A 26,770-nucleotide genomic window follows, 5' to 3' on the forward strand; every position below is an offset into this window, starting at 1 on the left:
TATTGATACTAATTCTGATGCAGTTCGTGCTGTACTTCCTGCTATAAATAACTCTATTAATTTGTCTTGTTTATATGAACTTAACCTACTTTTTCTCATCAAAACCATCCTAACATAACTTAGTTATCTAGGACAGCCCCAATAATAATATTGACTTTGAGATTATAAATTTATCACGAATTCATGTGTATTCTTAGTTTTTTTTAGCTTGGTACAATTTTTATCAGCATATTACTAAATAAAAGACTATACATCTTGAAATATACAAGTTCATATCAGTACTATATATCTCGACTGAATGCCATATTCCCAAAAACTTTATTGATAAAACCAATCTTTCTAGCCAAAAGTATAATAAGTGGATTAAAAACTTTTGTAAGATATGTCTTTTTACCTATATTTTTTCGATATTCTTTAATAAATTCAGAAGTACAAAAATACCTCTCATCTTGAGGCATAAAAGTACCATAACACTCATTTTCAACTATACTTTTAAAATGTTGAGATAGATTATCAATATGTAAAACACTCCGCTGGTTTTTTATATTTGGAAAAATAAAAGCATATTTTGCAAGCTTAACAAGCTTAGGATAATTTCCTTTTGAACCTTCACCATATATCATTGGTGGCCTAACTATTGCAACTCTAAAAGATTCTGATTCTAATTGCATTAATTTAAGCTCAGCTTGCAGCTTACTATCACCATAAAAATCATCCGGTTTAGGTTGAGTAAACTTATCTATGATTTTTTCTTGGCCAATAGGAGCACTATCTCCATAGACAATAATACTACTCATAAATATAAATTGTTTAACTCCATCAGATTTAGCCTTCTCAGCAATATTAAAAGTTAGCTCAGTGTTTACTTTATAGTACATGTCTTTTAATGCTGGATCTTTTGAAGTATGGGCAATACCTGCAACATGAAGGATTGAATCATATTTTGAAAAGTCTAAATCTTGCCACGCATCATCTTTTAAAGAAATTTTATCAATATCAAACTCATCCTTACAAAAAGATACAAATGAATTGCCTACATAGCTACTTAGCCCAGTTACTAAAACTCTTTTTTTCATTTCTAATCCTTCTTATCGCCTAAGGATCCTGTACCACCTTCAACAACCCCCCTCTTAGCAAAAACTGAAAAAACTGTTAGAAAAATGCATTTAAAGTCCAACCAGGTGCTTTTATTTTTAACATAATCACCATCAAGTTGTGCTTTTTTAGGAATTGGTAATTCATCACGACCATTTATTTGAGCCCATCCTGTTAAGCCAACAGGTATATCATTAGCCCCATATTTATCTCGCTCAGCAATTAAATCATCTTGATTCCATAAAGCAGGCCTTGGCCCAACTATACTCATTTCACCTTTTAATATATTTATAATTTGAGGTAGTTCATCCAAGGATGTTCTACGTAAAAAGCTCCCCACTTTAGTTATACATTTCGTAGGATCTTGAAGTAAATGTGTTGGCATATCTTTAGGAGTATCTATATACATAGTCCTAAACTTATATATCATAAAGTGTTTCTTATGCTGACCAACCCTTTTTTGTTTAAAAAAAATTGGCCCTTTAGAATCTATCTTTATGAAAATAATCAACAAGATAAAAACTGGACTCAAAAGCACTAGCCCAATAAAAGATAAAACAATATCTAAAAACCTTTTTAGAACTTTATATAACATAACTATTACCCATTCAATTTATGATCAAATTCCGGAACAACTTTCTTTAATAACTTTATCTGTCCTTCTGTCTGCTCAGCGAACAATTCATCAAGAGTTTCTTCTAATATTTTTATATCATAGAACGTCCGTCTACCAATAAAAATATCTCTATATTCAGTACTAATGTCATTTTCATCAACAAGCAGCTCTTCATAAAGCTTTTCACCAGGGCGCAACCCTGTTATTTTAATATCAATATCATCTCTTCCTGATAGTCTTATAAACTGTTTAGCAAGATCTAATATCTTAACTGGTTGACCCATATCTAATACAAAAACTTCTGAATTTTTAGCAATTGCACCAGCCTGTAAAACCAACTCACAAGCTTCTGGAATAAGCATAAAATATCGAGTAATCTCTGGATGTGTTACAGTGATAGGACCACCTTTCCTAATTTGTTCTTCAAACTTTGGTATAACACTTCCACTACTACCAAGAACATTACCAAAACGTACTGCTGCAAGCTTAGTCTTTTTTGACTCAACATTCTGTAAATATAACTCACAAATCCTTTTAGTAGCTCCCATAACATTAGTTGGGCGTACAGCCTTATCTGTTGATATTAAAATAAATGATTCAACTTCTGCAGCAATAGCTAAATCTATAGCATTCTTAGTTCCAAATATATTGTTTCTAATAGCTCTAGAGATGTTTTCCTCAACTAAGGGAACATGCTTGTATGCTGCAGCATGAAATACTATATCAGGAGAGTAGTTCTTAAAAACTTTAGCAAAAGATTCTTTATCACATACTGAGCATAAAACACTTTTAATATTGTAGTCATTACACTCTTCTGTAATCTTATACAAATTAAACTCACTATGATCAAGCAAAATTATCTGTTTTGCCTCGTATTTAACACACTGTCTAACAATTTCAGAACCTATACTTCCACCAGCCCCTGTAATTAAAATGATTTTATCCTTAATAAATCTTGAAATAGATTGAGCATCTAAATTCTTAGAATCTCTAGATAGCAAATCATATACAGAAACTGGCTTTAACTGAGACATAAAACTCTCATCTTGAAGCACATCCTCAAGAGGGGGCATAATTCTAATTTGATTAAAGTTTTTTTCTAATTTTTTATAAATTTTCTTAACTATATTATTAGCACTTTTAGGTAATGCAACAACTAGTAAATCAAATCGTGAAGAGCGTAACTCTTTACGTAATCTTGAACTAGATAAAACTCTTTTCCCATCGATACTTCTTTTCTGCAAAGCCTTATCATCATCAACGAAAAACTTTATGCGATAACCAGTAGTTGATAACTCTTGAGCTATTTTAGTTCCAGCCGCTCCAGCTCCATAGATAACTGCTGTTTTTGTTTTTTGTATCTGACTCCTATTTGTTAGATACCAATAGAAATATACACTTAAATTAATCAAAAAAACATAAGACAAGAATTCAGAGAAGGTAAGTGCAAATCTAACCTTTCCATAAAAAGCAAAAGCTACTATAAAAAATACTGGGACATTTATAAATACTTTACGTAAGAATGTTTTTTGTGTTGATTTTCTCCAGCTCGCCATATAATCACGTAAAAGCAAGAAAGATGATAAACATCTTAGAAAAAGAATAGAAACTAAAAAATATATATTAACATCTTGCTTAAAAATATAAGAGGTCCAATTCACAGTTATAATAGTAAGAACTATAATAACTGCAAAATTTAGAACTCTTTTATCATAAAAATATTTCATAAAGCAAAAACAATACCCACAGTTAATTAATTATACCAAAGTATCTTAACTATATCTCATTTATGTAAGCTAAAATCTTCTTATATGACACAGACTCACTAGTTCTAATACTCTGCAAATACCAAGATATCCATAACTCTTGTATTAGATTATAGATCTTCATAATAACGAATTCATTTTTATTAAGGTGCTTAGCTTTAATTTTCTTATCTAGTTTCGATCTAAGTTCATCTATTTCTATTTGATACCCTTTATCTCTTTGCAAATTTGATTTAGCTTTTTCCAGCCTATTTTCTAGTGCTTGAATATAATGTTTGTAGCGTTGTAAGAATTTAACTGGTTGAGATAGATAATCATCAGGAAAAAGCTCTTGCAACTCACTTTTAATATCCGTATAAAGTTGAATAAAATTAAAAGGTACTTTTTTAATGTTAAGCTCTTTTTCAAGCTGACCTTTATATTTAATTATTTCTGAAACTAACGATTCAACTTTAGATTTATTTAAGTCAAAACTTTCCAATCCATTACTATAAAGCTTTTCAAATCCAGCTTTTGTATAAGGCAGTTCAATATTATCAAAAAAACTTAAATCTATCGCCTTATCGAGAATATCATCTTTTGAGTTACTGAGTTTTAGTGACATTGATAAACTCGCTAAATCATTACTTTTAATATTTTTTGACAAATGATCATGCAAGCGTAACTTTATTAATTTCTTTAATGCTTTCTGCATACAGCTTTTAGCTTCTTGTTCAGTTGCTTTGTAAGAAACCTTTACACCATCATTATACTCTTCAAGACAATTATATACTTTTACATTTATACCATATTCTTTGATCTGACTTGTATATTTAAAATCGTTAAACTCCCAGCCATAATAAGTCCTATCATCTATCGTTTGCTTTGGTTTTTGGACTTGATACTGAAGCTTTTGTTTTAAAGTATTTACGTCTTTATCTATAGCTAATGCTTTACCGTTCTCATCGACTACTTTAATATTTAGTATTAAATGCTTTTCTAACTCTTCGCTTTGCCAAACAGTTTCATCAACTATATAACCAACTATTCTTGTAATATGTTTTGCAATAACTGACTTTAATGGCTTATACCTATCTGTCTCAAAATCTATTGACTCAAATATAGCTTGAGCATAAGTTGGTACTGGTACACAGTTTTTACGGATATTTTTTGGTAAAGCCCTTAACAACGCAACAATTTTATCGTATAAAAAACCATATACCCCCCACTCTAATACATTAGGGTTCATGTCGTTTAGAAAAACAATTGGTACTATAACTGTTGCACCATCCTTTTCATCCAGAGGATCAAAGTGATACTCTAACGGTAAGTGCATTTCCCTAATAGCTAAAGCATCTGGAAACTTTTGTTGCGTAACATCTTTTGCATCATGTTGCATCAGACTATCTAAATCAAAAACTAATTTTTGCTGTTGATCGTTTGAAATAGTTTTTAACCATTTATCAAAAGTCACACCATTACAAACATCTTCTGGTATAAGCTTATCATAATGCTCATACATTACTTGTTCATCTACTAAAATATCTTTTCTACGCGATTTATTCTCAAGATTTTCGACTTGATCTATTAATTTTAAGTTTTGCTGATAGAAATATGCCTTTGATTCAAAATCACCATTTACTAGAGCCTCTCTAATAAATATCTCTCGCGCCTCTTGAGGGTTTATTCTTGAATATTGAGCAGATCTTTTTGAGATTATTTCTAAACCGTAGAGTGTAACTCTTTCATTTATCACTACAGATCTTCGCTTTTTACTCCATATAGGCTCATCATAATGTTTTTTAACAAGATGTTTAGCTAAAATCTCTAGCCACTCTGGCTCTATTTTTGCAACATTACGTGCATAGGTTTTTGTTGTCTCAACAATCTCAGAAGATAACATCCACTTTGGTTTTTTCTTAAACTGTGAAGATCCCGGGAATATAAAAAACTTAAGTCCTCTAGTTCCTAAATACTCCGCGTTTTCATAGTTAAAACCAATATTACTTAAAAAACCACTTGCTATAGCTTTGTGTAGATTTTCATATTTAATTCCATCACCACTATCGCTTAACTTCCATCCAAATCCATGAATAACTTCAATAATTTGTCTATAAATATCATTCCACTCATTAAATCTAACTGGTGAAATAAAATTCTTTTTGAAATATTCTTTCTTCTCTCTATTTGATAAGTCTTTTAGTTCAGCGTTGAGCCTATTGGCTAAATTTAATATTGCGATAAAGTCAGAAGATTTATCTCTATCAACAGAGTGCTTTTCATCTGCTTTTTGTTGGAAGTTCAAAGGTCTTTCACGAGGATCTTGGACACTTAAAAAACTAACAATTGAAACTATTTCTTTAAGCGTTTTTTGTCTATATCCTTCGATAACTATCTTTGCCAACTTTGGATCTAAAGGCATAATAGCCATTTTCATTCCATCAGCTGTGATTTTAGGTTTTGAGTAATTAAGCTCTGATATAGCTTGTAATTCAAACAGCAGCTTAAAACCATCCTTAACAAATCTTGAGTCAGGAGGATCTATAAATGGAAACTCTTGAATGCTACCTAATCTCAAAAACAACATTTGTAGAATAACTGATGCTAGATTTGTACGCAAAATTTCAGGATCTGTATGCTCTTTACGATTATTAAAATCTTCTTCACTATACAGTCGCATACACACACCAGCTGATAATCTTCCACAACGCCCAGCTCTTTGATTTGCACTAGCTTGGGATATTTTTTCTATAGGTAAGCGCTGCACTTTAGTACGATAACTATATCTACTAACTCTAGCTAAACCAGAATCAATCACATATTTTATCCGTGGAACAGTTAAAGAAGTCTCAGCAACATTAGTAGCTAAAATAATTCTTCGCACAGAACCTTCAGGATTAAAAATCTTATTTTGATCCTTATTTGATAACCTTGAAAATAAAGGTAAGACTTCTGTAAATCTAAGATCTTGCTTATTCAAATATGCTAAAGTCTCATGAATATCTCTTTCTGTTGGTAAGAAAACTAAAACGTCACCTTTTCCCAGTTCATCAATTGCATATAAAATTCTTTCTTGCATTGAAAACTCGTCAAAATCTTCATCGTCTTGATAACGAATCTCTACAGGATAAGTTCTACCACTTACTGTGATTTCTTTAGCTTTCTCAAAGTAACTTGTAAACTTTTGATGATCTATCGTCGCTGAAGTTATAATAACTTTTAAATCAGGTCTAAATGGTAAAATTTTCTTTATGCAACCTAAAAGAAAATCAATATTCAAACTTCTTTCATGTGCCTCATCAATTATAATGACCTCATATTGAGATAAAAATCTATCGTTTTTAATTTCAGACAGTAACACACCATCTGTCATCACTTTAATCAAAGTATTTTCAGATGTCTGATCAGAAAAACGTATTTTAAAAGATACTTTTGATTGATCCCCTATCTCACTAGCAACTCTATTTGCTATAGATCTAGCAGCAATTCTTCTTGGTTGAGTATGGCCTATTAAGCCTCGTTTACCCAAACCTAAATCTAAGCAAATTTTAGGTAACTGTGTTGACTTCCCTGAACCAGTTTCACCAGCAACAACTATTACTTGATTCTCATCAATAAGCTTTTTAATATCATTAACTTTATCTGCAACTGGTAAATCAGGGTAAGTTATCTTAGGTAATTGCTTTTGATCTACTTCCTCTATTATTTTTTCAAGCTCAAGAATCAAATTTTTTTCAGGTATTTTTTTACTCCTGAAAAGTGATATATATTTACCACGTAATTTAGTTGGGATTTGATTAAGATAATCCGCATATTTTTTCTTATCTACAGTCATAAGCTATTGCATTAAACGCTTTTTTATACCTGTCTTTTTTAGAATTGCATTAATTATCCGCATAAGAAACATAATACATTTACTAACTAACACAAAAATAGCTAAAAAGAATAAAATGAAAATATCTAAAAATATATTCCAGAAAAGCTCTGCTAAAGAGAACAATGTTTTTATTTTCATAAAAATTTGAATAGACTTCTATACTTAAAAGTTAATTATAGCATAATTTAAGAATGATTTTTGACGAAAGAAATTAAAGCTTTGCTATGATGCTATTCAAAGTTTTACTAGGACGCATTACACTACTCAGTTTAGCTTTTTCTGGATAGTAATAACCACCAATATCAACTTTTTTGCCTTGAACATTTGCTAGCTCTTTAACAATCTTATCTTCATTAGCTGCTAACTCTGCATAGACTGGTTCAAACTTAGCTTTTAGCTCAGCGTCACTTGTTTGTTCAGCTAAAGCTTTAAACCAATAAAATGCTAAATAAAAATGACTACCACGAGTATCAAGCTCACCAACTTTACGTTTTGGAGATTTATCATTGTCTAAAAACTCTTGGTTTGCTTGAGCTAAAGCCTCAGCTAAAACTTTAATCTTAGCATCTCTAGTTTTAATAGCTAAATCTTCTAATGATGCTCCTAAAGCTAAGAATTCACCTAAAGAATCCCATCTTAGATGATTCTCATTGATAAGTTGCTCAACATGTTTAGGAGCAGATCCACCTGCACCAGTCTCAAATAATCCACCACCTGCTAAAAGAGGTACAATTGAAAGCATCTTAGCAGAAGTACCAAGCTCTAAAATTGGGAAAAGATCTGTTAAATAATCTCTTAAAACATTACCTGTAACAGAAATTGTATCTTTTCCTTCTTTCATTCTCTTCAATGAATATTTAGTTGCTTCAACAGGAGCTAAAATTTGAATATCTAAACCTGTAGTATCATGATGAGTTAAATACTCATTTACTTTAGCAATTAGATTTCTATCATGCGCTCTATTTGAATCCAACCAGAAAATGGCAGGATTCTGTGTAATTCTAGCTCTATTTACTGCTAATTTCACCCAGTCTTTTACAGCGATATCTTTTGTTTGGCATGCTCTCCAAATATCACCTTTTTCAACCTGATGCTCAAATATTACATTACCTTCAGCATCGATAACCTCTATTTTACCTTCAGCTTGGATTTCAAAAGTCTTATCATGAGAACCATATTCTTCTGCTTTTTTAGCCATCAGACCCACATTGGAAACATCTCCCATAGTAGCAACATCAAAAGCACCATTTTCTTTACAGAAATCGATAGTTGCAGCATACACACCAGCATAACATCTATCTGGAATCATTGCCTTCATGTCTTGAAGCTCATTATTTTTATTCCACATCTTACCAGATGAACGAATAGCTGCAGGCATAGATGCATCAATAATTACATCACTTGGCACATTAAGGTTTGTGATACCTTTATCAGAGTTAACCATCGCAATATCAGGCTGCTTAGCAAAGACTTTTTCAATATCAGCATTAATCTTATCTTGAACATCTTGAGGAAGCTGCTTAATTTTCTCAACAACATCACCCCAACCATTACGAGGATTTACACCTAGCTCTTTGAACTCTTTAGCATATTTCTTGAAAACATCTTCAAAAAATATCTCTACAGCATGACCAAATAATATTGGATCAGAAACTTTCATCATTGTTGCTTTTAAGTGAAGTGAAAGTAGAGTTCCTTCTTTTTTAGCTTTTGCAATTTCAGCATTATAAAACTCTCTTAAAGCTTTTACAGATATCTTAGTAGCATCTAAAATTTCCTTTTCTTCTAAAGTAAGGCCTTCTTTAAGAACTGTTTTAGCTCCTTTAGGACATGTATGTACTACTTTTACAGTAGTTGCTTTTGGCACAATATAAGACTTCTCATTAGCATAAAAATCATTATCAGCCATACTAGCTACGTGTGACTTTGAGTCTTTCGTCCACTCACCCATTGAATGAGGATGTTTCTCAGCGTATTTCTTAACAGCATCAGCAACTCTACGATCAGAGTTTCCTTCTCTTAACACAGGATTAACTGCACTTCCTAAAACTTTTGCGTAGCGTGCTTTAATTTCTTGCTCTTTATCATCTTTTGGCTCAAATGGATAATCAGGTATTTTATATCCTTTTGACTGAAGCTCTTTAATAGCTGCTGTTAATTGAGGTATCGAAGCACTAATATTAGGAAGTTTAATAATATTAGCATCTGGAGTTTTTGCTAGATTTCCTAATATAGCCAAATCATCTGAACATTTTTGCTCATTTGAGAGGTAATCACTAAAATTAGCTAATATACGTGCAGCAAGAGATATATCTTTAGTTTCTAATTCTATATCTGCTGTTTTTGTAAAACTCTCAACAATTGGTAAAAAAGATCCTGTTGCTAAAGCAGGCGCTTCATCTGTGAATGTGTAAAATATTTTATGCATAAAAAAATCTCCTATAAATAGAATTTAATATTTGAAATACTAGCACAAAACTAGTAAGTATTTAATATTTCTGTAATTTTATCATCAGATCTTGCTACTACAGCAAAATCATTATGCTCAATTATTGGGCGCTCTAGAAGTTTAGGGTTCTTAGCAACTATCTCAATAAGCTGGCTATCAGTAAGCTTTTTACCCTTAAAACTTTCCTTCCAAATATCTTCTTTAGTGCGAATAATATCTTTTATAGAGAGTTTTAATTTTTTAAGTAAAGATGCCAAGTCTTTCTCTGATAGGGGATCATCTAAATATAGATGTGTATCGTAGCTTATATTACTTTGATCTAAGGCTTGTTTAGCCTGTCGAGACTTCGAACATTTTGGATTATGATAAATTTTCATAACAATACTAAATAGACTATTTCTTGTTAATATGCATAATTATAAATGAATTGAAAAAGAAATGATAAAAAAGTTTCACCACAATCGCACACTAAATTAATAGAAACAACAACATTAAAATAATTTAATAATTTACATGATTAAATTTGTAAAAAAATTTGCGGGTAAGATTAAATATCTAATATAATAAAATTGTAAATATAGATATTTTAAGTTAGTAGCCATAATACAGGAGGATTTAAGTAGGGGGTTAAAAAAGTTCAGTAAGTAATAGGAGATTTAAAATGCCTAAACCATGGAAAGAAAACTACCCAAAACAAGTAAGTCCTGACATAAGCATACCTAATATTACTCTAAACGATATGCTTAAAGAAACCACTGAAAAATTTTCCGCTAAAGATGCTCTTACCTGTCACGGTGAAAAACTAACCTTTAAAGAAATTGATAATTACTCAGATCAATTTGCCGGATTTATACAGAACAAATGGAGTATCCAGAAAGGTGATCATATCGCAATTATGCTACCTAACATCCTGCAATTTCCCATTATTATATTTTCACTAATAAAATTAGGTTGTATTTTCATAAATGTAAATCCTCTATATACAAGTAGAGAAGTCAAAGGAATACTTAGAGATTCAAAAGCAAAAGCAATAATTGTCCTTTCATCTTTAGCTCATAATGTTGAAGTTATTGCTGATGAATGTGAAGACCTACAACACAAGATGGTTACAGGTATTACTGATCTATACCCTTTCCCTAAGAAACAACTAATTTCTTTTGTTATTAAATATATTAAAGGTATGAAAGATAGATTCTCAAAAGATAAGTTTGATACTTTTGAAAACGCTATAAACTCAGGTGACAAACCTGACTACTCTAAAATTAAAATCAGCCCCGATGATATTACAGCACTACAATACTCCAGCGGTACTACAGGGACACCCAAAGGAACAATTTTACTTCATAAAAACATCGTTGCTAATATATATCAAATAAAAGCTTGGACAGAAGGTTTTTCTATAAACCTTAGCGAGCAAGTTGTCATAAACGCCCTACCGATCTACCATATTTTTAGTCTTACTGGAAACTTATTTCTTTTTTACTTCTCAGGTGCTTTTCAGGTTCTAGTTCCAAACCCTAGAGATATAAAGTCATTAGTTAGTGAGATGAGAAAAAATAGCTTCTCTACTATCTTTGGTGTAAATACACTCTATATCGCGCTTCTACATGATAAAAAATTTAGAAATAGTAAATTCCCTAACTTCCAGCTTTCTATAAGTGGTGGAATGTCAACTACAGAGGCTGTAGCCGATGAGTGGAAAAAAGTTACAGGAGTAAATATTAAGGAAGGATATGGTCTATCTGAAATGTCACCAGTAGTTACCGTTAACTCTTTAGAAGATGAGCCATTCAATGGAACTGTTGGTTTTCCTTTACCTGGTACAGATATAAAGATCTACGATAATAACGGTAAAGAATTACCTCAAGGTGAGACTGGCGAGATTTGGGTTACAGGCCCACAGAAATCTCCCGGATTTTGGAGTTTGCCAGAGATAAATAAAGAACACTTTACTGATGATGGTTGGCTTAAAACTGGTGATATGGGCTACTTAGATGAACTTGGTCGTTTAGTAATATCTGGGCGTATAAAACATATGATTATTGTCTCTGGTTTTAATGTCTTCCCTAAAGAGATTGAGCTTGTACTTATTGAAAAAAATGAGATAGCGGATGCCGCTGTTATAAAAGGCCACTCTAAAGAAACTGGTGAGATACCGGTAGCTTTCGTAGTTTTAAAACCAGATGCAAAGATAACTAAAAAACAAATATTCAAATACTGTGAAAGTAAACTAGCCCACTACAAACTCCCACGTAAAATAATTTTCATAGATGAACTTCCTAAAAATACTGTAGGAAAAATTGATGTGAATGCCTTACAAAAAGAATATACTGAGAAATATGAACAAGAGTAACTAACTCACTGCTTAAGGAGCTAAAAATGTTCAATAAGATTTATAAAATGGCAAAAAAATCAACTCCAAAAATTTCAAAAACTGAACAAACGGCCCTTAATGCAGGTGATAACTGGTTTGAGCAAGACTTATTCCAAGGAAAACCAGATTTTGACAAACTTCATAGTCTTAAAAAATTTGAGCTATCTACTGAGGAAAGATCTTTTCTAAATAATGAAACTACTGAACTTTGTGCTATGATTGATGACTGGAAAATCAATTATGAGGATAAAGATCTAACGATAGAAGCTTGGGATTTTATCCGTAAGAAAGGATTCTTAGGCTTAGTAATTGGTAAAGAGTATGGCGGCAAAGGTTTTTCTGCAGCGGCCCACTCAGAGATAGTAATGAAGCTAGCTACAAAAAGTGTCACCGCAGCAATTACTGTAATGGTTCCTAACTCTTTAGGTCCTGGTGAACTTCTAGTTCATTACGGTACAAATCATCAAAAAGATTATTATCTACCTCGTCTAGCTTCTGGAGACGAAATACCTTGTTTTGCATTAACAGGACCTACAGCAGGCTCTGATGCGACTTCTCTACCTGATAAAGGAGTTGTCTGCTACGAACAATATAACGGTGAAAAAACTCTCGGGATTAAACTAAAAAATATCAACAAACGTTATATAACTTTAGCTCCTATTGCAACACTTGTGGGCTTAGCATTTCAGCTACAAGATCCTGATGGATTATTAGAAGATACAGGCTCAGAAGGTATTACATGTGCTTTACTCCCTCATGATCATAAAGGTCTAGAGATAGGTAAACGAGGCTTTCCCTTAGGCCAAGCATTTATGAATGGCTATATAAAAGCTACAGATGTTTTTATACCGATGGATTGGGTCATAGGTGGTCAGAAAATGGCTGGAGAAGGTTGGCGTATGCTAGTTGAATGCTTATCTATCGGTAGAGCAATATCGTTACCAGCATGTGGAACGGCAAATACTTTAATGTCTACCGTAATCACATCAGCATATGCAAGCGTCCGTGAGCAATTTAAAGTTCCAATTGCACAATTTGAAGGTGTTCAAGAGAAACTAGCTCAAACAGCTGGTCTTGCATATATAGCTAATGCTACTCGCCAATTTACAGTAGCTGCTGTTGATAGTAATATTCGCCCTTCTGTTGCTTCTGCAATTGCAAAATATCATCTAACTGAAATGGGACGCACAACAATTAACAACTCAATGGATGTTCATGGTGGTCGAGCAATTATTATGGGGCCAAATAACTATCTTGCTATTCCATATATGGCTACGCCAATAGGCATCACTGTAGAAGGTGCAAATATTATGACGCGCAACTTGATGATATTCGGGCAAGGAGCTATGAAATGCCATCCATATATACGCAAAGAAATAGAAAGTCTAATGAATGATGGTGAAGAAAGTTTTACTAGTAACTTTAAAAGTCACTTTAAATATATGGCTCTTAATGGTTCTCGCACGTTATGGTATGGCCTAAGCGGAGGCTTTACAGCTACTAGCTATAGTTCAAAATTCAAACGCTACTATAGATATATTTCTCATATGAGTACTGCATATTCTTATGTTAATGATATATCTGTTACAGTTCTGGGAGCTGGTATAAAACGTAAAGAAAGATTATCAGCACGTCTTGGTGATATTATGAGCTATCTATACATGGCTTGTGCTGTTCTAAAATACTATAAAGATGCTGGTGAACCAATGAGTGATGATATTTTTGTTGATTGGAGTATTCAGCATTGCTTATACCAAGCCCAACAAGCAATGTTAGATCTATTCAGAAATTTTCCAAATAGAATATTTGGTACAAAAATGAAACTTTTTGTATTCCCTTACGGTAAGAAATTTAGAAGACCTTCCGATAAGCTTGAAGCACAAATATGCAAAGCCTTAAGCACAAACTGTGAAACTAGAGAAGCTATGAAAGCTTACTGCTATATACCTAATAATGATAATGATCCAACTGGTAGAGTTGAAAATGCATATTTAGCGGCTCTAAAAGTCACAAACATTAAGAAAAAAATTATCGATGCTATTAAAGCTGAAAAATTACCTAAAGTGAACTGGTCAGAATGTCTTGAAGAAGCTTTGGAAAATAAGATCATATCTGAAGAAGAGGCTCAAAATGTCAAAGAGATGTTAACTAAGGTTAATAATATCATCCAAACAGATGAGTTTGATGATTATGTATTAGGCCCTAAAAATGCTCACCCAGAATGGCAAACTAAAGGAGAAATTTAGATAAAAATACTCTGTTAAATGTTTTATACAAAAAATCGATAGTGATATCGACCTCAAGGAGGAAAAATGACTGAGTTAGAAAAAAAATTTGAAGAAATGCTTGTAGCTGTCCGCGATGCAACTATTGATTTCAAGCCAGATAATAGTCAAAAGCTCAAATTATATGCCTTCTACAAACAGGCTAAAGAAGGCGATAACAATACAAAAAAACCTTCGGCACTAAAGATGGTTGAGAAAGCTAAATGGATGGCTTGGGATGCTATCAAAGGTATGTCAAAAGAAGATGCCATGCGCGGTTATTTGAAGGTTTTTGGTGATGAATATCTTCCTGATAGCGAAAGTAATAGTTCTCAATCAAATATTGCAAAAAAACTAGAGCCTGTCGATCGTAAACCACAGCGCCAAGATATCGATAAAATAGCAGTACTTGGTGCTGGAACAATGGGGGCTCAAATAGCTGCTCACTTTGCAAATGCAAAATTTCCTGTCATTCTTTTTGACCTAAAATCACAAGATGGGCAACCAAATAAGACCATTGAAGATTCTTTACAGAAACTTACAAAACTTAATCCTGCTCCTTTTGGCTCAAAAGAATCAATCAAATATATTACTCCAGCCAACTATGAGGATAATCTAGAGTTACTTCAAGACTGTGATTTAGTTATTGAAGCTGTAGCTGAGCGTTTGGATATAAAAGAGAGTTTATATACAAATATCGCAAGTCATTTAAAAGAAAATGCTATATTAGCATCTAACACATCTGGACTAAGTATCACAACACTTGCAGAAGTTCTACCTGAAAATTTAAAAGTAAACTTCTGTGGCGTACACTTTTTTAACCCTCCTAGATATATGCCATTAGTTGAGTTAATTCCTTATAAAGATACTAATCTTGAAATTGTTGATAAATTGGAAACTTTTTTAGTAGAAAAACTTGGTAAAAGTATAATAAGAGCAAAAGATACACCAAACTTTATAGCTAACCGCTTAGGTGTGTTTTCTATGCTTGTAACTTGTCACTATACTGAGAAAATGAATATCCCACTAGAAATAGTTGATGAGCTTACAGGTAAAAAGTTAGGACGCGCTAAAAGTGCTACCTATAGGACTGCTGACTTGGTTGGACTAGATATATTATCACATGCAGTAGAAACAATGAAAGATAACCTAGAAGATGGCTGGCAGGATTTATATAAGACTCCTAGCTGGATCCAGAACCTTATTGATAATGGATCTCTTGGACAGAAAACTAAAAAAGGTTTATATATAAAAGAGTCTAATGGTATTAAAGTACTTGACTTAGATTCTAAAGAGTATCGTCCATCTGATAAAAAAGCAGACAAAGAAGTATTAGAAATACTATCTGAGAAGGATTGGGGCGACAAACTTGAAGGCTTACGTAATAGTAATAATATCCAAGCTCAATTTATTTGGGCAACATTTAGAGAAATGTTTCTATACGCTGCTCATCTTGTTGGAGATATCTCAAACTTCCCTAAAGATATGGATCTAGCAATTCGTTGGGGATTTGGCTGGAAACAGGGAATCTTTGAAATCTGGCAACTAGCTGGTTGGCATAAAGTAGCTAAATGGTTAAAAGAAGATATTTCCGCAGGTAAAGCTCTATCACAAAATAAACTTCCTGACTGGGTGAATGATTTAGATATTGGCGTCTATGAAAATAACAAAGAGTTTAGTTTTAATGATAAAGAACTTATATCTCGCGATAAATTAAACGTCTATGCTAGACAACTTTTCGCAGATACTGTTATTGAACATACAAGTGAAGTTAATACTGAAACACTCTATGAAAATGATGGTGTCAAACTATGGCAAATAGATGATTATAAAGGTATCGGTATCTTATCATTTAAGAGTAAAATGTGCTCAATTGGCGATGATGTACTAGATGGCATTGCTGAGGCTATAAATTATGCTGAAGAAAACTTAGATGGAATGGTTATATGGCAGCAACAAGATATATTCTCCGTTGGTGCTAACCTAGAAGAGTTCGGTATCAAATTTACCATGAATGGTGAAGCTGCAATTGAAGAAGTTATTCGTAAAGGTCATCAAATCATTACTCAAAGACTTCGTTATAGCAAGATACCTGTGGTTGCAGCTGTCAAGGGATTTGCCTTTGGTGGTGGCTGTGAAACTATTTTACATAGTGATGCTGCCGTTGCTGCGCATGAAAGCTATATTGGTCTAGTTGAGGCAGGTGTTGGAATTATACCTGGTTGGGGCGGCTCAAAAGAAATGGCATTCCGAGCTTCCAAAGCCCAAGATCCATGGAAAGACTTTGAAAAACGCTATAAAAATTTAGCTCTAGCACAAGTTGCTAAAAGTGGCTATGAAGCAAAAGAAATGGGCTTCTTACGCGAAAGTGACACTATCGTTATGAATAGTAAAGAAATACTTACTGTTGCTCTTAAAAAAGCTCAACTACTAGCATTTAGTCAATACCACCCTCCTCTTAAACAGAAAATTAAAGTATTTGGTGAGACTGGTATCGCAACAGTCAAAGCTTTGCTTGTAAATATGCGTGATGGCAATCAAATATCCGAACATGATTATAAAATTGCAGTAAATCTTGCAGATACGATGTGTGGTGGAGAAATTGAAAAAGATACTGAAGTTTCAGAAGACTGGATTCTTGAAAGAGAACTCATAAACTTCAAGGAACTTGCTATGTCTGAGAAAACCGAAGCTCGAATGAAACATATGCTAGAAACAGGCAAACCACTAAGAAACTAAGGGAGTACTGTCATGAGTGAAAATGTATATATAGTTGCTGCAAAACGCTCTGCGGTTACAAAAGGTAAAAAAGGTGGTTTTGCAAAAAAACGTCCTGATGAGCTACTAGCAGATGTTTTAAGAAAGACTGTTGCTGAGTCAAATATTAATCCTAATGATATCGGTGATATAGTTGTTGGCTGTGCTATGCCAGAGGCTGAACAAGGTTTAAACGTTGCTAGAATATCATCACTTCTTGCTGGTTTACCAAATACTGTGCCAGCTTTTACTATTAACCGTTACTGTAGCTCTGGGCTACAATCAATTGCTATTGCAGCAAATGAGATTGCTCAAGGTAATATGGATGTAGCTATAGGTGCTGGTATAGAAAGCATGAGTATGATTCCTTTTGGTGGTAATAAAATGTCTTTTAGCAAAGAGGTATTTGAAAAAGATGAAAATGTCGCCATAGCTTATGGTATGGGTATCACTGCAGAAAATGTTGCTAAAGACTGGAATATATCACGTCAAGATCAAGATGCTTTTGCTCTTAACAGCCATAAAAAAGCTGTTAATGCTATTGAAAATGATTACTTTAAAGATGAAATACTACCAATAAATGTTGATCATCGTAAACCAGATGAGCAAAGTGGTGAAATCATCAATCATAAGAAGACTATAGCTACTGATGAAGGTGCACGTAAAGATACATCTGCTGAAGCTTTAGCTAAGTTAAAACCTGCTTTTGCAAATGGTGGTTCTGTCACCGCTGGTAATAGCTCACAAGTATCAGATGGAGCTGGTGCTGTAATTCTTGTTAGTGAGAGATATCTCAAAGAACATAATCTAAAACCTTTAGGTAAATTTTTAGGCTTCTCAGTTGCTGGTGTTGATCCACGTATTATGGGTATAGGCCCAGTTGCTGCTGTACCTAAGATACTTAAGCAAACAGATCTAACAATCGATGATATTGATTGGATCGAGCTAAATGAAGCTTTTGCAGCACAATCATTAGCTGTAATAAATGATCTTAAACTTAATCCAGAAAAAGTTAATCCATGCGGGGGAGCTATTGCCTTAGGTCACCCTCTTGGTGCTACTGGTACAATCTTAACCGTTAAAGCACTACATGGACTAAGACGCACTGGTAAAAAATATGCTATGATTACAATGTGTATTGGTACAGGAATGGGTGCAGCAGGCATTATCGAAGCTTGCTAAAAATTGTTATATCCTCCTCTAGTAATAAATATTTTTTAAGCTAAACTACAAACTTATAAAAAATATTAGGTTAGCAACCTCTAATTTAATAGGTATAAAAAATGATAAATTTAGATAACCACAAACCAGTTGATTTTCCTTGGGATTTTACTTGTTTTAGTGATATAAAAAGAAATCCTCTAGGTGTTAAACTTCCGTTGTATCATCTTGGTGAACACATGTATACTAAGTTCAAATGTTTACCTAATCATGTAGGTTGGGATAATGTCATCCATGGAGGTGTTATTGCTTTAATATGTGATGATATTCTTGGTAAGCATGTTTTAAGTGTTAGTAAGTCATTTTGTATGACTCGTAACCTAAACATTAAATATCTTAAGCCAACTTATAGTAGGATTTCGCATATTTTTAAAACTAGTATTATTAGAAAAGGTCGCACAACAGTTTGGATAAAAGTTGATATTTATAACGAAAAAGGTGATCTATGTGCTTATGCAGATGCTGATTTTGCCCTTCTAGAAGAGCATCATGCAAAACAAAAAGATATAGCTAGTTATGCTTTAAAAGATCTAACTGCACATCTAAAGTAACTCGTCTAAAGAAGTTCCTTATTTGTCATTTCTGGCAAAAATTTATAAACTACTACTATAAATACAACTATGCAAACTCCCATAAAATATAGTATAGGTGCATAACCGTAATCATTGATAAGATCTAAAAAGCTCGAAATAAACATACTCTCAATTAAGGCTTTAGAAACAAGAGCAATAGATATACCTGTTGCTCTTATATGTACAGGTAAAACCTCTGATAAAACCAACCATATACAAACGCCTGGACCAACTGCTCCACCAAATACAACTATTACAAGCATAAACAATGCCATGTTATCAGAGCTACCAGTTATAAAGAAAACTGTCGCAAATATTGATAGAAACGATATAATTAGTCCGCCTATGATAAGTCTTCTTCTACCAATAACATCAACCAAAAACAATCCGATAAACGTAGCGATTAAGTTAACCAAAGTCATAGCTGATCCATAGTAAGTTGGATCACAGCTAGAACAGTTCGTAAGCTGTCCAAAAATAGTCGGACCATAGCTGATAAAAACATTTATACCAACAAATCCATTTAAAACAGCCATCAAACTAATTAAAGCTATTGAAAGATAATATTTCTGCTTAATTACAATCTTTATAAACTCGATAAATCCTATTTTATTTTTTTCCTTAAGAGATTGTTGAATCTTTAAGTCTAACTGCTCACCTATGATTGAAGCCTGATTATTTCTACCTTTTAAAACAAGCCATGATGGTGAAAATGGTGCCAAAAAACTAACTACAAATAAAGCTATTGAAAATGGAATAGCGCAAGCAAAAATAAATCTCCAACCGAAATCATTAACAAATATGCTAGCAAATAAATTAGCTAAAAATATCCCTGAAACTAAAGATAGTTGGAATATTGCCATAGCTCTACCTCTAAATCTTGCAATACTTGTTTCAGAAATATATACAGGAACTACTGTTAGTAAAAAACCAACTGAAATCCCTTGTAAAAGTCTTGAGAGCATAAGAGTTACAAAAGTATTTGAAAGCATCATTAATACCATCGATATGGTAAATAGAAATGCTCCAAAAGCTATAACATTTTTTCTACTCAAAAAATCCATTAATGGCCCAGATATTAACTTTGATAGTAAAGCTCCAAAAAAGACTATTCCTGCTATCTGTGATAACTGACTGAAATTTAGTGATAGCTCATCTTTTATAACAGGCAAAGTTCCTGATATAACACCTATATCAAACCCAGAACAAACTCCCGTAAGAACAATTAAACTAATCACTAATTTTTGATATCTTGTTACTAGCATTACTAAACCCTTATTAAATATCCATAAACTTGGACTATAACCTATAAGCTCTACTAAATTTGTAACAAAACTTCGTAATTACTAAATACGTTAGCTTAAAACGGTATATATAAAAAATAAAAATATATAGAAAATATACTAGATAAAGATAGTTATTACTAGAAATTAGATTTAAAAAATACGTATAAGATAATTATAAATTATTAAGATTATTTTGAATATTAAGATTTTAAAGCTTTGTAGATTACGTCTTTAGCTTCTAAACGTTGTTTTTTAAGATTCTCTAATTCAGAATCTTCAAACTTACCAGTACTTTCCAGATTAAATATTTTCTTATCTAATTCTTCATAATGCTTCATTTGCTTACTGATATGATGATCCTCTTTAATATTATGAATTTGATCTTTAAGTTCAGGGAACTCTTTTACTAATGGGTGATGTTCTAACATAACTATTTCCTTAATTTTATTAATGTACTAACAATACCATTTATATGACTAAAAAATCAATATTTTATTACATATTACGAATTTGTTTTAAGCTTTGCTCAAAGAGTATTTGCCCATTTTCATAATATGTCTTTAGCTGACTTTGTGGATGATACTCTCCCAAAGAATAATTTTGGTCTAATTTAATTGTTTTATAGTCACCATTTTGATCTTTTATAAGATCTAGACGACCCTCTTTTGATTTTTTAGATAAATCAGTAACAGGTTCTTTCTTAACTCCGGAAATAGTATCCGCTCTTCTAATAGCAGAACATTTAATCGCAAATTTAAAACTATCTCTATTAATAGAAGATTCAAAATTTCCTTGCAACAATGCTCCACCCATACCAAAGGCAATATTTTCAGCTGAAAAACCATTTTCTTTCATAGCATTTAAGATCTTTTTGGCTAAGCTAATACTCACACCATCACCTTGAATCAAAGCAACTTTTTCTAACACTTTATAGCCTTTTAAATTAGTTATGCTACCATATGCTTTCTCAAGTTCTTTTAATGCATAGATAATATTATCTACAGCATCACCAGAGTCCGGACGAATAACTAAGTTAGCTTTTTTTGCTTTAACTTTATCTTTTAGATCAATCCAAGTTTGAATAGCTTTTTTAAAATCCCAACTATCAGAAACACAAGCATATAAAACACTATTATCACCAAACTGCTCTACCATATTTTCAAAAGCTTGCTTCTCGCAATCTGATCCTACACCCCAGCTAGTAATCGTTGAGTGCTCACTCGCAGGGATTGAAAAGCCTGCCATATCTTCATTATAATACTCTTTACAAAAACGTAGTGTTGCTAAAGTATCAGTTCCTAAAAAATTAGTTAAATGAGCAGCTCCGCCAATTGCAGCAGACTCTTCTGAGGAAACTCCCCTATAACCAAAGTCATGCAACATAAAGCCAAGTTTATCAAGGCTATCTGCGGTTTCTAGGAGATATTCTTTAATAACTTTTTTAATATTAAAACTAATAGTTGCTACAGTCGTTGGATACCATACTTTTAAAAGTAAAGTTTCTAGCATACCAGGCAACCATGCCAACTCAGCATCTGTACTTTCAATAGTCATTAAGGCATTCTTTAATGGAATCATACTTCCTTCAGCTACAGCTCTTATTCTAACTGGAAAGAAGCCGTTATGTTTTTCTATGATCCTTTCGAAACCTGATCTATAAAATGTTAAACCATGAGCTTTTACAATACTTTCAGCCTCATCTATCATTTGATACGTTAGAGGTTTAGAAAGATATTTTTTTATATAATACTGCAAGCCAAAAAACCGCGTATAAGAACCAAGAACAGAATTTGCCGCACCACGGCTTTCTAGATAAAAGTGAAGATAATTAGTATCATCCGGATATTGAAAAGGATGAGAATGCTTATAACTATCAGTCATCAAAAGAATATTGCTATCACAATTCATTAGGATGATAAGTTTGTAGAGATTTAATAAATATAATATTAACAGAAGTTTTGTATATAAACTATTTTTGTGGAAGATTTTTTATGCTACTTTCTACCAACCTTAGTAGTTTTGTCATATAGTTTAGAGATACTTTAGTTTTGTCAATTAAAGGATTATATTCAGCAACCTCAAAACATACTAAACTATGGAAATTTATTTTTTCGATAGTCTTATAAAATACTTGTGGATCTATACCATTCTCAACAGGCGTACCTACAGCATCAAGATTAGTTGGATCTAATCCATCTAAATCAAAACTAATACCAACATTACCTTCTGTTGCTCTCTCTAGACGTTCAAATTCTTGTAAAAATAAATCTTCAAAATTTCTATCAGTTAAATCTGATTGATAATAAACCTTAACACCTAATTTTTCTAAAAGTTCTCTTTCAGGTTGCTCATACGAACGAATCCCAAAAAATACAATATTCTCAGGCTTTAATTTAGGATTTTTATTAAGAATACTTTTTAGCTCTTCATAACCATAACCCAAAAGATGAGCTACAGGCATACCATGAATATTTCCCGTATCAGAAGTATCTGGTCTATGACTATCCATATGAGCATCTATCCAGATTAGACCTAAATCCTTCTTTTGATCTTTTAAGTAATCATAAACACCACTCCATGTAGCTATCGCACATGAATGATCACCACCAAGAGCTAAAGGGAATTTACCTTCATTAAGAGTTTCTGATACTTTTTTAGCAATCTTGCTAAAATATTTACTCATCGTCTCTACTTCTGCTCTACCACCAATATAATTATAAATCTGAGCATCTATTCTTCTATCTTTAAGCTCATTTAGAAGAGTATAAGGAGCTCTACCGCACCCTATTTCTCTACCAGCATTACCAATTCCAATACCAATAGCTTCTACTTTTTTCATTAAAATCTCCTTTTAAAACCTAAACTTATAATGCCGAAAATAAATTTTTTGGATCTTTTATCGGTGGGACCATATCCATTTGACTACCAATATCATACCTTTCAGCTAAATCTAAAGTTAGGCGTAAAGCTGAGAAATCTTCTACGGCAAAACCAACAGAATCATAAATAGTAATCTCATCATCATTCTCACGCCCCTTCTTCTTACCTGTTAAGATTTCCCAGACTTCTGCATGTAAAACTTTTTCAACCTCTTGAGGAGATAAGTTTTGTATTTCACCTTCAATCATTGATTGTTCTTTATATTCAACTACTACTTTACCTCTAAAGAGAATACTCATATCTAGTTCTGTCTTACCAGGACAATCGCCACCTAGACCACTAATATGCACACCTTCTTTAACCCAGTCATTTTCAATAACAACAGCATGAAGTTTACAAGCAGTACAAACGACTATAATGTCAGCATCTTGGCAAGCCTCTTTAGCACTATCACATGCTACAAACTTAAGATCTACATCTTTCATATTATTAGCATATTTTTTCATAGCTTCAGGATCTGTATCATAGTATTTAACTGTATCTATAGGTCGTATTAACTTATGGGCTAATGTTTGGAACTCACTTTGTGCTCCTGTTCCGATCAATGCCATAGTTTTACTATCTTTACGAGCAAGATAATCAGTTGCCAAAACAGTAGCCGCAGCTGTTCTTAAAGCAGTAAGAACAGTCATTTCAGATATTAACAAAGGATAGCCATATTTAATTTCATTTAGCTGACCAGTTGCTACAACAGTCTGCTTGCCATCAAAAGGGTTTGCTGGATGTCCATTAACACACTTGTAAGTAAAAAGCTTATTATCCGCTGTTGGCATAAGCTCTAATACACCACCTGGTACATGAGCAGCATACCTAGGAGATTTATCAAACTCATTCCATCTGACAAAATCTTCTTTTGTATAATCTACAAGGTCTTTTATGAAATTGTTAAACCCATGTTTTTCTACTATTTTAGCCATATCTTGGACTGATAAAATTCTCATACTTTTCTCCAAAAATATTTTTTTACTTTTATATTTGTTTAAGTTTTAGAAAGTTTAATTTGCAAAGCACTAGACTATTGTATTTGATCAAAAGACACAACAAACCTCTTCGCAAATTCAGCTTCAGATAAAGGTTAAGCTTATAACTTTCTTATTCCGAATAAAGAAATAATGTTTAACTTTATTATACTTCTAAGATAATTTAAAGGTAAAGTTAAAAAATAGCACTATTTATTAGAAGTTTTTATAGTTTTAATAAAAAATTTAACCAGACTTATAATACTCCATTAAATAAAACTTTCTCAAACTTTTGCTCTTTAACAACCCAAACTAAAGTAACTCTTTGAGGTTTAACTGAAACCTTTTGTGTTTTATTGCCAATCTTTATAGTATATAGGCCTTGATCTAGATCTGTTGAGTATAGATCAACACTTCTTGGTAAAAGGTTCCAACTTCTTTGATCTGCTTGAGTAGTAGCTAAGTTATATATCGAAGTTCCTATAGCTGCTAAAGCTCCATAATCACCTGATGCTTTTATAGCAGCAACAGACATTGTTGTCTTTGCTATCAATCGTAATATTTCACGAGTAACAATCATAGCATACCTATCAGATAATGATTTTGCTGCCATAGCTGTTGTATCAACCAATAAAGCAGTCTGACCCTGTGTAATTTCTTTATCATTTTTATACACAACTACATTAGCAGGTCTTCCTAAACTATAAGGTGCATAATATGGTAATGAAATCTTTTGTACGCCTGCATATTGGACAAATATAATAATTGGTAGATCAAACTTCTGGATTGGTTCAACCCAGCCATTTTCATATATTACAACAAGTTTACCTTGCCCTTTTTTATAAACAGATCCTCCTTGATCAAATGCTTTATGTATCTGTGCATAATCTTTTTGAACATAGGGATTATCAGGAATAATACGCAATGCATTTCTCATTGAAAGATTAGCATTGTTTAAATTTGTATCATATGATTGATAGATAATAGCCGCCAAATAATAGCCAAAACCATTTTCGTAAGAATTGCTAACTTTATTAGCAATATTATATAGTTGCCTATATTGTTTTGAGCTTGATAAATCCGAGTAGACTTTATTAGAATTAACATGATTATAGTTACTTAAATTAGCATTATTTGATAAGCTTTTTGATTCAAAAGTTGCATATTGTGCATATGAAAGGTTTCTAATACTTACTGCAGCATTTTCAAGATCATGCTTCATCAAATAGTTAAGAGCCTGATAAGCATATAAAAAAGTTACCTCATAATCAGGTATATAATAATATAGTTCTCTATCACTTGTTAATGTTGCTTGAGCATCTTTTAAAATATTCCTAACTCTAATCTTTGCTTCAAATTCTGATTTAGAAACATAATCTGTAGCTTTTGAGTATTTATATAAAGATATACGATCATTTTTTAGTAGCTGCTCAAACCTACCAGTTTCTAAATAATCCAGAGATTCATTTATACCACTATTATTAAAGTTTTCTAAAAAGCGTGCTTCTATCATTCTAGGATGATTTTCATCAATACTTTGTTTTACTTTAGCCATTTGATGAGGATGACTACCACTAAAAGTAGCACAGCTAGATACCGCTAAACATAAAGAACTTATTAGATAATGTTTAAACTTCATTATTTGATTTTGTTAAATATGCACGTAAACCTTTGTAGATTTTTGTTAAGCTACCATCAATCACGACGCCTATAGAATATTTAGGCATTATATCTGTAATTCTTACTTTAGCTAAAACTTTACCATCTAATACGATATGTTGACCTGTAGCTGGGTCTATTGTAACGCCTCCTTCTTGACGAACTTCATAAACATTGCCTTTAATAACCCTGTTACCACCTTGATTAAAGTATACTTCTCCATCATCTACTTTTAACACTTGTAAAGGATAGATAGCACCTACAACCTGGTCAGATATAATTTTACCAAACCTCTTCCCAAGGTAGTTTAATAGCTCAAAGTAATTACCATTATTCGATTCAACATATTGATTAGCAATATTTGCTGGAACATTTATTGTAACAACATTTGACCATTTGACTTCCATAGTTGCTAACTCTACTACCCTATATGCGATACTTGCTGATACATGATATGATGTAAATTTCTGGCCATAATATGTAGTATGCTTTTTAGTTATACTTAAGCCTAAGATATCTCCAGTAAGTATAAAATCAGCTCCTATTTTCTTATTAAGCTTATTTTTCTCATTATCTGTGTCAGAGTTCATTATTCTTTGAGTTTCTCTCTCATAAGCTTCTTGATCTTTAGCATCACGATTCGAAACCCTAAACTTACGCGACTGAGTGATTTGTGCAATTATAATATTATTTAAGCCATCTTGTAATTGTCTCACTCCCATATTAGCAGCTCTAATCTTAGCGTTATGAGCATCAAATGGCAAAATTGCTATCTTAAACATATTTAATTTATTACGCTCATCTACTCCTTTATATTTAGTAGAGCTACCAGAAACAACATTAGTACTACCTGAGCTCATAGCAGAACTGCCTGAAGCAGCAACTGTTGCAAAAGCTACTGATGAATATAAGAAAATAGATAATGCTAAGAAAGAAATTAGAGTTTTTTTCATTTT

At 32.5% G+C, this 26,770-nt stretch carries 18 protein-coding genes and 1 pseudogene; 5 read left to right on the forward strand and 14 right to left on the reverse strand.

Translation table 11 applies throughout. The features are described 5' to 3' along the window. The 7 genes and pseudogenes from F3D62_RS01970 to F3D62_RS02000 form a co-directional block, all read right to left on the reverse strand. A pseudogene (locus F3D62_RS01970) lies at positions 1-99 on the reverse strand (IS1595 family transposase); the annotation flags it as partial. Between the two features lie 182 nt (positions 100-281). Beyond that, the gene (locus F3D62_RS01975; RefSeq protein WP_150466580.1) at positions 282-1,076 is read right to left on the reverse strand and encodes an NAD-dependent epimerase/dehydratase family protein; all 795 of its coding nucleotides are present in this window, start codon (positions 1,074-1,076) and stop codon (positions 282-284) included. Positions 1,077-1,078: 2 nt separating this feature from the next. Then, on the reverse strand, positions 1,079-1,690 hold the full coding sequence (locus F3D62_RS01980; protein WP_150466581.1) for a sugar transferase: 612 nt from the start codon (positions 1,688-1,690) through the stop codon (positions 1,079-1,081). Positions 1,691-1,695: 5 nt separating this feature from the next. After that, complete coding sequence (locus F3D62_RS01985; RefSeq protein WP_150466582.1) at positions 1,696-3,438, reverse strand: polysaccharide biosynthesis protein; 1,743 nt, start codon at positions 3,436-3,438, stop codon at positions 1,696-1,698. Between the two features lie 49 nt (positions 3,439-3,487). Next, entirely contained in the window at positions 3,488-7,291 is a 3,804-nt protein-coding gene (gene hrpA / locus F3D62_RS01990; RefSeq protein WP_150466583.1) for an ATP-dependent RNA helicase HrpA, read from the reverse strand. 253 nt (positions 7,292-7,544) lie between these two features. After that, the gene (locus F3D62_RS01995; RefSeq protein WP_150466584.1) at positions 7,545-9,761 is read right to left on the reverse strand and encodes an NADP-dependent isocitrate dehydrogenase; all 2,217 of its coding nucleotides are present in this window, start codon (positions 9,759-9,761) and stop codon (positions 7,545-7,547) included. Positions 9,762-9,811: 50 nt separating this feature from the next. Further along, a complete protein-coding gene (locus F3D62_RS02000) occupies positions 9,812-10,159 on the reverse strand; it encodes an ArsC/Spx/MgsR family protein (protein WP_150466585.1) in 348 nt (115 codons plus the stop codon). A gap of 284 nt (positions 10,160-10,443) precedes the next feature. Here F3D62_RS02000 and F3D62_RS02005 point away from each other — a divergent pair, with 284 nt between their 5' ends. The 5 genes from F3D62_RS02005 (at position 10,444) to F3D62_RS02025 (ending at position 18,949) form a co-directional block, all read left to right on the forward strand. Further along, positions 10,444-12,135, forward strand: a complete 1,692-nt coding sequence (locus F3D62_RS02005) for a long-chain-fatty-acid--CoA ligase (RefSeq protein WP_150466586.1) — start codon at positions 10,444-10,446, stop codon at positions 12,133-12,135. 26 nt (positions 12,136-12,161) lie between these two features. Then, the gene (locus F3D62_RS02010) at positions 12,162-14,402 is read left to right on the forward strand and encodes an acyl-CoA dehydrogenase (RefSeq protein ID WP_150466587.1); all 2,241 of its coding nucleotides are present in this window, start codon (positions 12,162-12,164) and stop codon (positions 14,400-14,402) included. 66 nt (positions 14,403-14,468) lie between these two features. Then, positions 14,469-17,159 (forward strand): acyl-CoA-binding protein, encoded by a 2,691-nt coding sequence (locus F3D62_RS02015; protein WP_150466588.1) that lies wholly within the window; start codon positions 14,469-14,471, stop codon positions 17,157-17,159. A 12-nt stretch (positions 17,160-17,171) separates the two neighbouring features. Further along, complete coding sequence (locus tag F3D62_RS02020) at positions 17,172-18,359, forward strand: acetyl-CoA C-acyltransferase (RefSeq protein WP_150466589.1); 1,188 nt, start codon at positions 17,172-17,174, stop codon at positions 18,357-18,359. Positions 18,360-18,460: 101 nt separating this feature from the next. Then, the gene (locus F3D62_RS02025) at positions 18,461-18,949 is read left to right on the forward strand and encodes a PaaI family thioesterase (protein WP_150466590.1); all 489 of its coding nucleotides are present in this window, start codon (positions 18,461-18,463) and stop codon (positions 18,947-18,949) included. A gap of 5 nt (positions 18,950-18,954) precedes the next feature. On the opposite strand, the gene F3D62_RS02030 is transcribed toward F3D62_RS02025, so the two are convergent. The 7 genes from F3D62_RS02030 to F3D62_RS02060 form a co-directional block, all read right to left on the reverse strand. Further along, positions 18,955-20,235: an MFS transporter gene (locus F3D62_RS02030; RefSeq protein WP_150466591.1), complete on the reverse strand. Its 1,281-nt coding sequence runs from the start codon at positions 20,233-20,235 to the stop codon at positions 18,955-18,957. 221 nt (positions 20,236-20,456) lie between these two features. After that, positions 20,457-20,684 carry a YdcH family protein gene (locus F3D62_RS02035; RefSeq protein ID WP_150466592.1) on the reverse strand — a complete coding sequence of 76 codons (228 nt, stop codon included), beginning with the start codon at positions 20,682-20,684 and terminating at the stop codon, positions 20,457-20,459. Between the two features lie 67 nt (positions 20,685-20,751). Further along, on the reverse strand, positions 20,752-22,164 hold the full coding sequence (locus F3D62_RS02040) for a nicotinate phosphoribosyltransferase (RefSeq protein WP_150466593.1): 1,413 nt from the start codon (positions 22,162-22,164) through the stop codon (positions 20,752-20,754). Between the two features lie 61 nt (positions 22,165-22,225). Further along, positions 22,226-23,095, reverse strand: coding sequence for an arginase (locus F3D62_RS02045; protein WP_150466594.1), 870 nt, complete (start codon positions 23,093-23,095; stop codon positions 22,226-22,228). Between the two features lie 25 nt (positions 23,096-23,120). Then, positions 23,121-24,137, reverse strand: coding sequence for an ornithine cyclodeaminase (locus F3D62_RS02050; protein WP_150466595.1), 1,017 nt, complete (start codon positions 24,135-24,137; stop codon positions 23,121-23,123). A 274-nt stretch (positions 24,138-24,411) separates the two neighbouring features. Then, positions 24,412-25,794, reverse strand: a complete 1,383-nt coding sequence (locus F3D62_RS02055; protein ID WP_150466596.1) for a COG3014 family protein — start codon at positions 25,792-25,794, stop codon at positions 24,412-24,414. Next, positions 25,784-26,767 carry a CsgG/HfaB family protein gene (locus F3D62_RS02060; RefSeq protein WP_150466597.1) on the reverse strand — a complete coding sequence of 328 codons (984 nt, stop codon included), beginning with the start codon at positions 26,765-26,767 and terminating at the stop codon, positions 25,784-25,786. The genes F3D62_RS02055 and F3D62_RS02060 overlap by 11 nt, the downstream gene beginning before the upstream one ends. Positions 26,768-26,770: the final 3 nt, after the last annotated feature.

Source organism: Francisella sp. SYW-9 (genome assembly GCF_008711465.1).
In the GTDB taxonomy this organism is placed as follows: domain Bacteria; phylum Pseudomonadota; class Gammaproteobacteria; order Francisellales; family Francisellaceae; genus Francisella.

Excerpts from the sequence above, each read along its gene's own strand:
- F3D62_RS01985 (WP_150466582.1), bottom strand. The coding sequence starts at position 3,438 with ATGAAATATTTTTATGATAAAAGAGTTCTAAATTTTGCAGTTATTATA.
- F3D62_RS02015 (WP_150466588.1), top strand. The coding sequence starts at position 14,469 with ATGACTGAGTTAGAAAAAAAATTTGAAGAAATGCTTGTAGCTGTCCGC.
- F3D62_RS02030 (WP_150466591.1), bottom strand. The coding sequence starts at position 20,235 with ATGCTAGTAACAAGATATCAAAAATTAGTGATTAGTTTAATTGTTCTT.
- F3D62_RS02040 (WP_150466593.1), bottom strand. The coding sequence starts at position 22,164 with ATGAATTGTGATAGCAATATTCTTTTGATGACTGATAGTTATAAGCAT.
- F3D62_RS02045 (WP_150466594.1), bottom strand. The coding sequence starts at position 23,095 with ATGAAAAAAGTAGAAGCTATTGGTATTGGAATTGGTAATGCTGGTAGA.
- F3D62_RS02020 (WP_150466589.1), top strand. The coding sequence starts at position 17,172 with ATGAGTGAAAATGTATATATAGTTGCTGCAAAACGCTCTGCGGTTACA.
- F3D62_RS02000 (WP_150466585.1), bottom strand. The coding sequence starts at position 10,159 with ATGAAAATTTATCATAATCCAAAATGTTCGAAGTCTCGACAGGCTAAA.
- F3D62_RS02050 (WP_150466595.1), bottom strand. The coding sequence starts at position 24,137 with ATGAGAATTTTATCAGTCCAAGATATGGCTAAAATAGTAGAAAAACAT.
- F3D62_RS02025 (WP_150466590.1), top strand. The coding sequence starts at position 18,461 with ATGATAAATTTAGATAACCACAAACCAGTTGATTTTCCTTGGGATTTT.
- F3D62_RS02055 (WP_150466596.1), bottom strand. The coding sequence starts at position 25,794 with ATGAAGTTTAAACATTATCTAATAAGTTCTTTATGTTTAGCGGTATCT.
- F3D62_RS01980 (WP_150466581.1), bottom strand. The coding sequence starts at position 1,690 with ATGTTATATAAAGTTCTAAAAAGGTTTTTAGATATTGTTTTATCTTTT.
- F3D62_RS02005 (WP_150466586.1), top strand. The coding sequence starts at position 10,444 with ATGCCTAAACCATGGAAAGAAAACTACCCAAAACAAGTAAGTCCTGAC.
- F3D62_RS01975 (WP_150466580.1), bottom strand. The coding sequence starts at position 1,076 with ATGAAAAAAAGAGTTTTAGTAACTGGGCTAAGTAGCTATGTAGGCAAT.
- F3D62_RS02060 (WP_150466597.1), bottom strand. The coding sequence starts at position 26,767 with ATGAAAAAAACTCTAATTTCTTTCTTAGCATTATCTATTTTCTTATAT.
- F3D62_RS02035 (WP_150466592.1), bottom strand. The coding sequence starts at position 20,684 with ATGTTAGAACATCACCCATTAGTAAAAGAGTTCCCTGAACTTAAAGAT.
- F3D62_RS01995 (WP_150466584.1), bottom strand. The coding sequence starts at position 9,761 with ATGCATAAAATATTTTACACATTCACAGATGAAGCGCCTGCTTTAGCA.
- hrpA (WP_150466583.1), bottom strand. The coding sequence starts at position 7,291 with ATGACTGTAGATAAGAAAAAATATGCGGATTATCTTAATCAAATCCCA.
- F3D62_RS02010 (WP_150466587.1), top strand. The coding sequence starts at position 12,162 with ATGTTCAATAAGATTTATAAAATGGCAAAAAAATCAACTCCAAAAATT.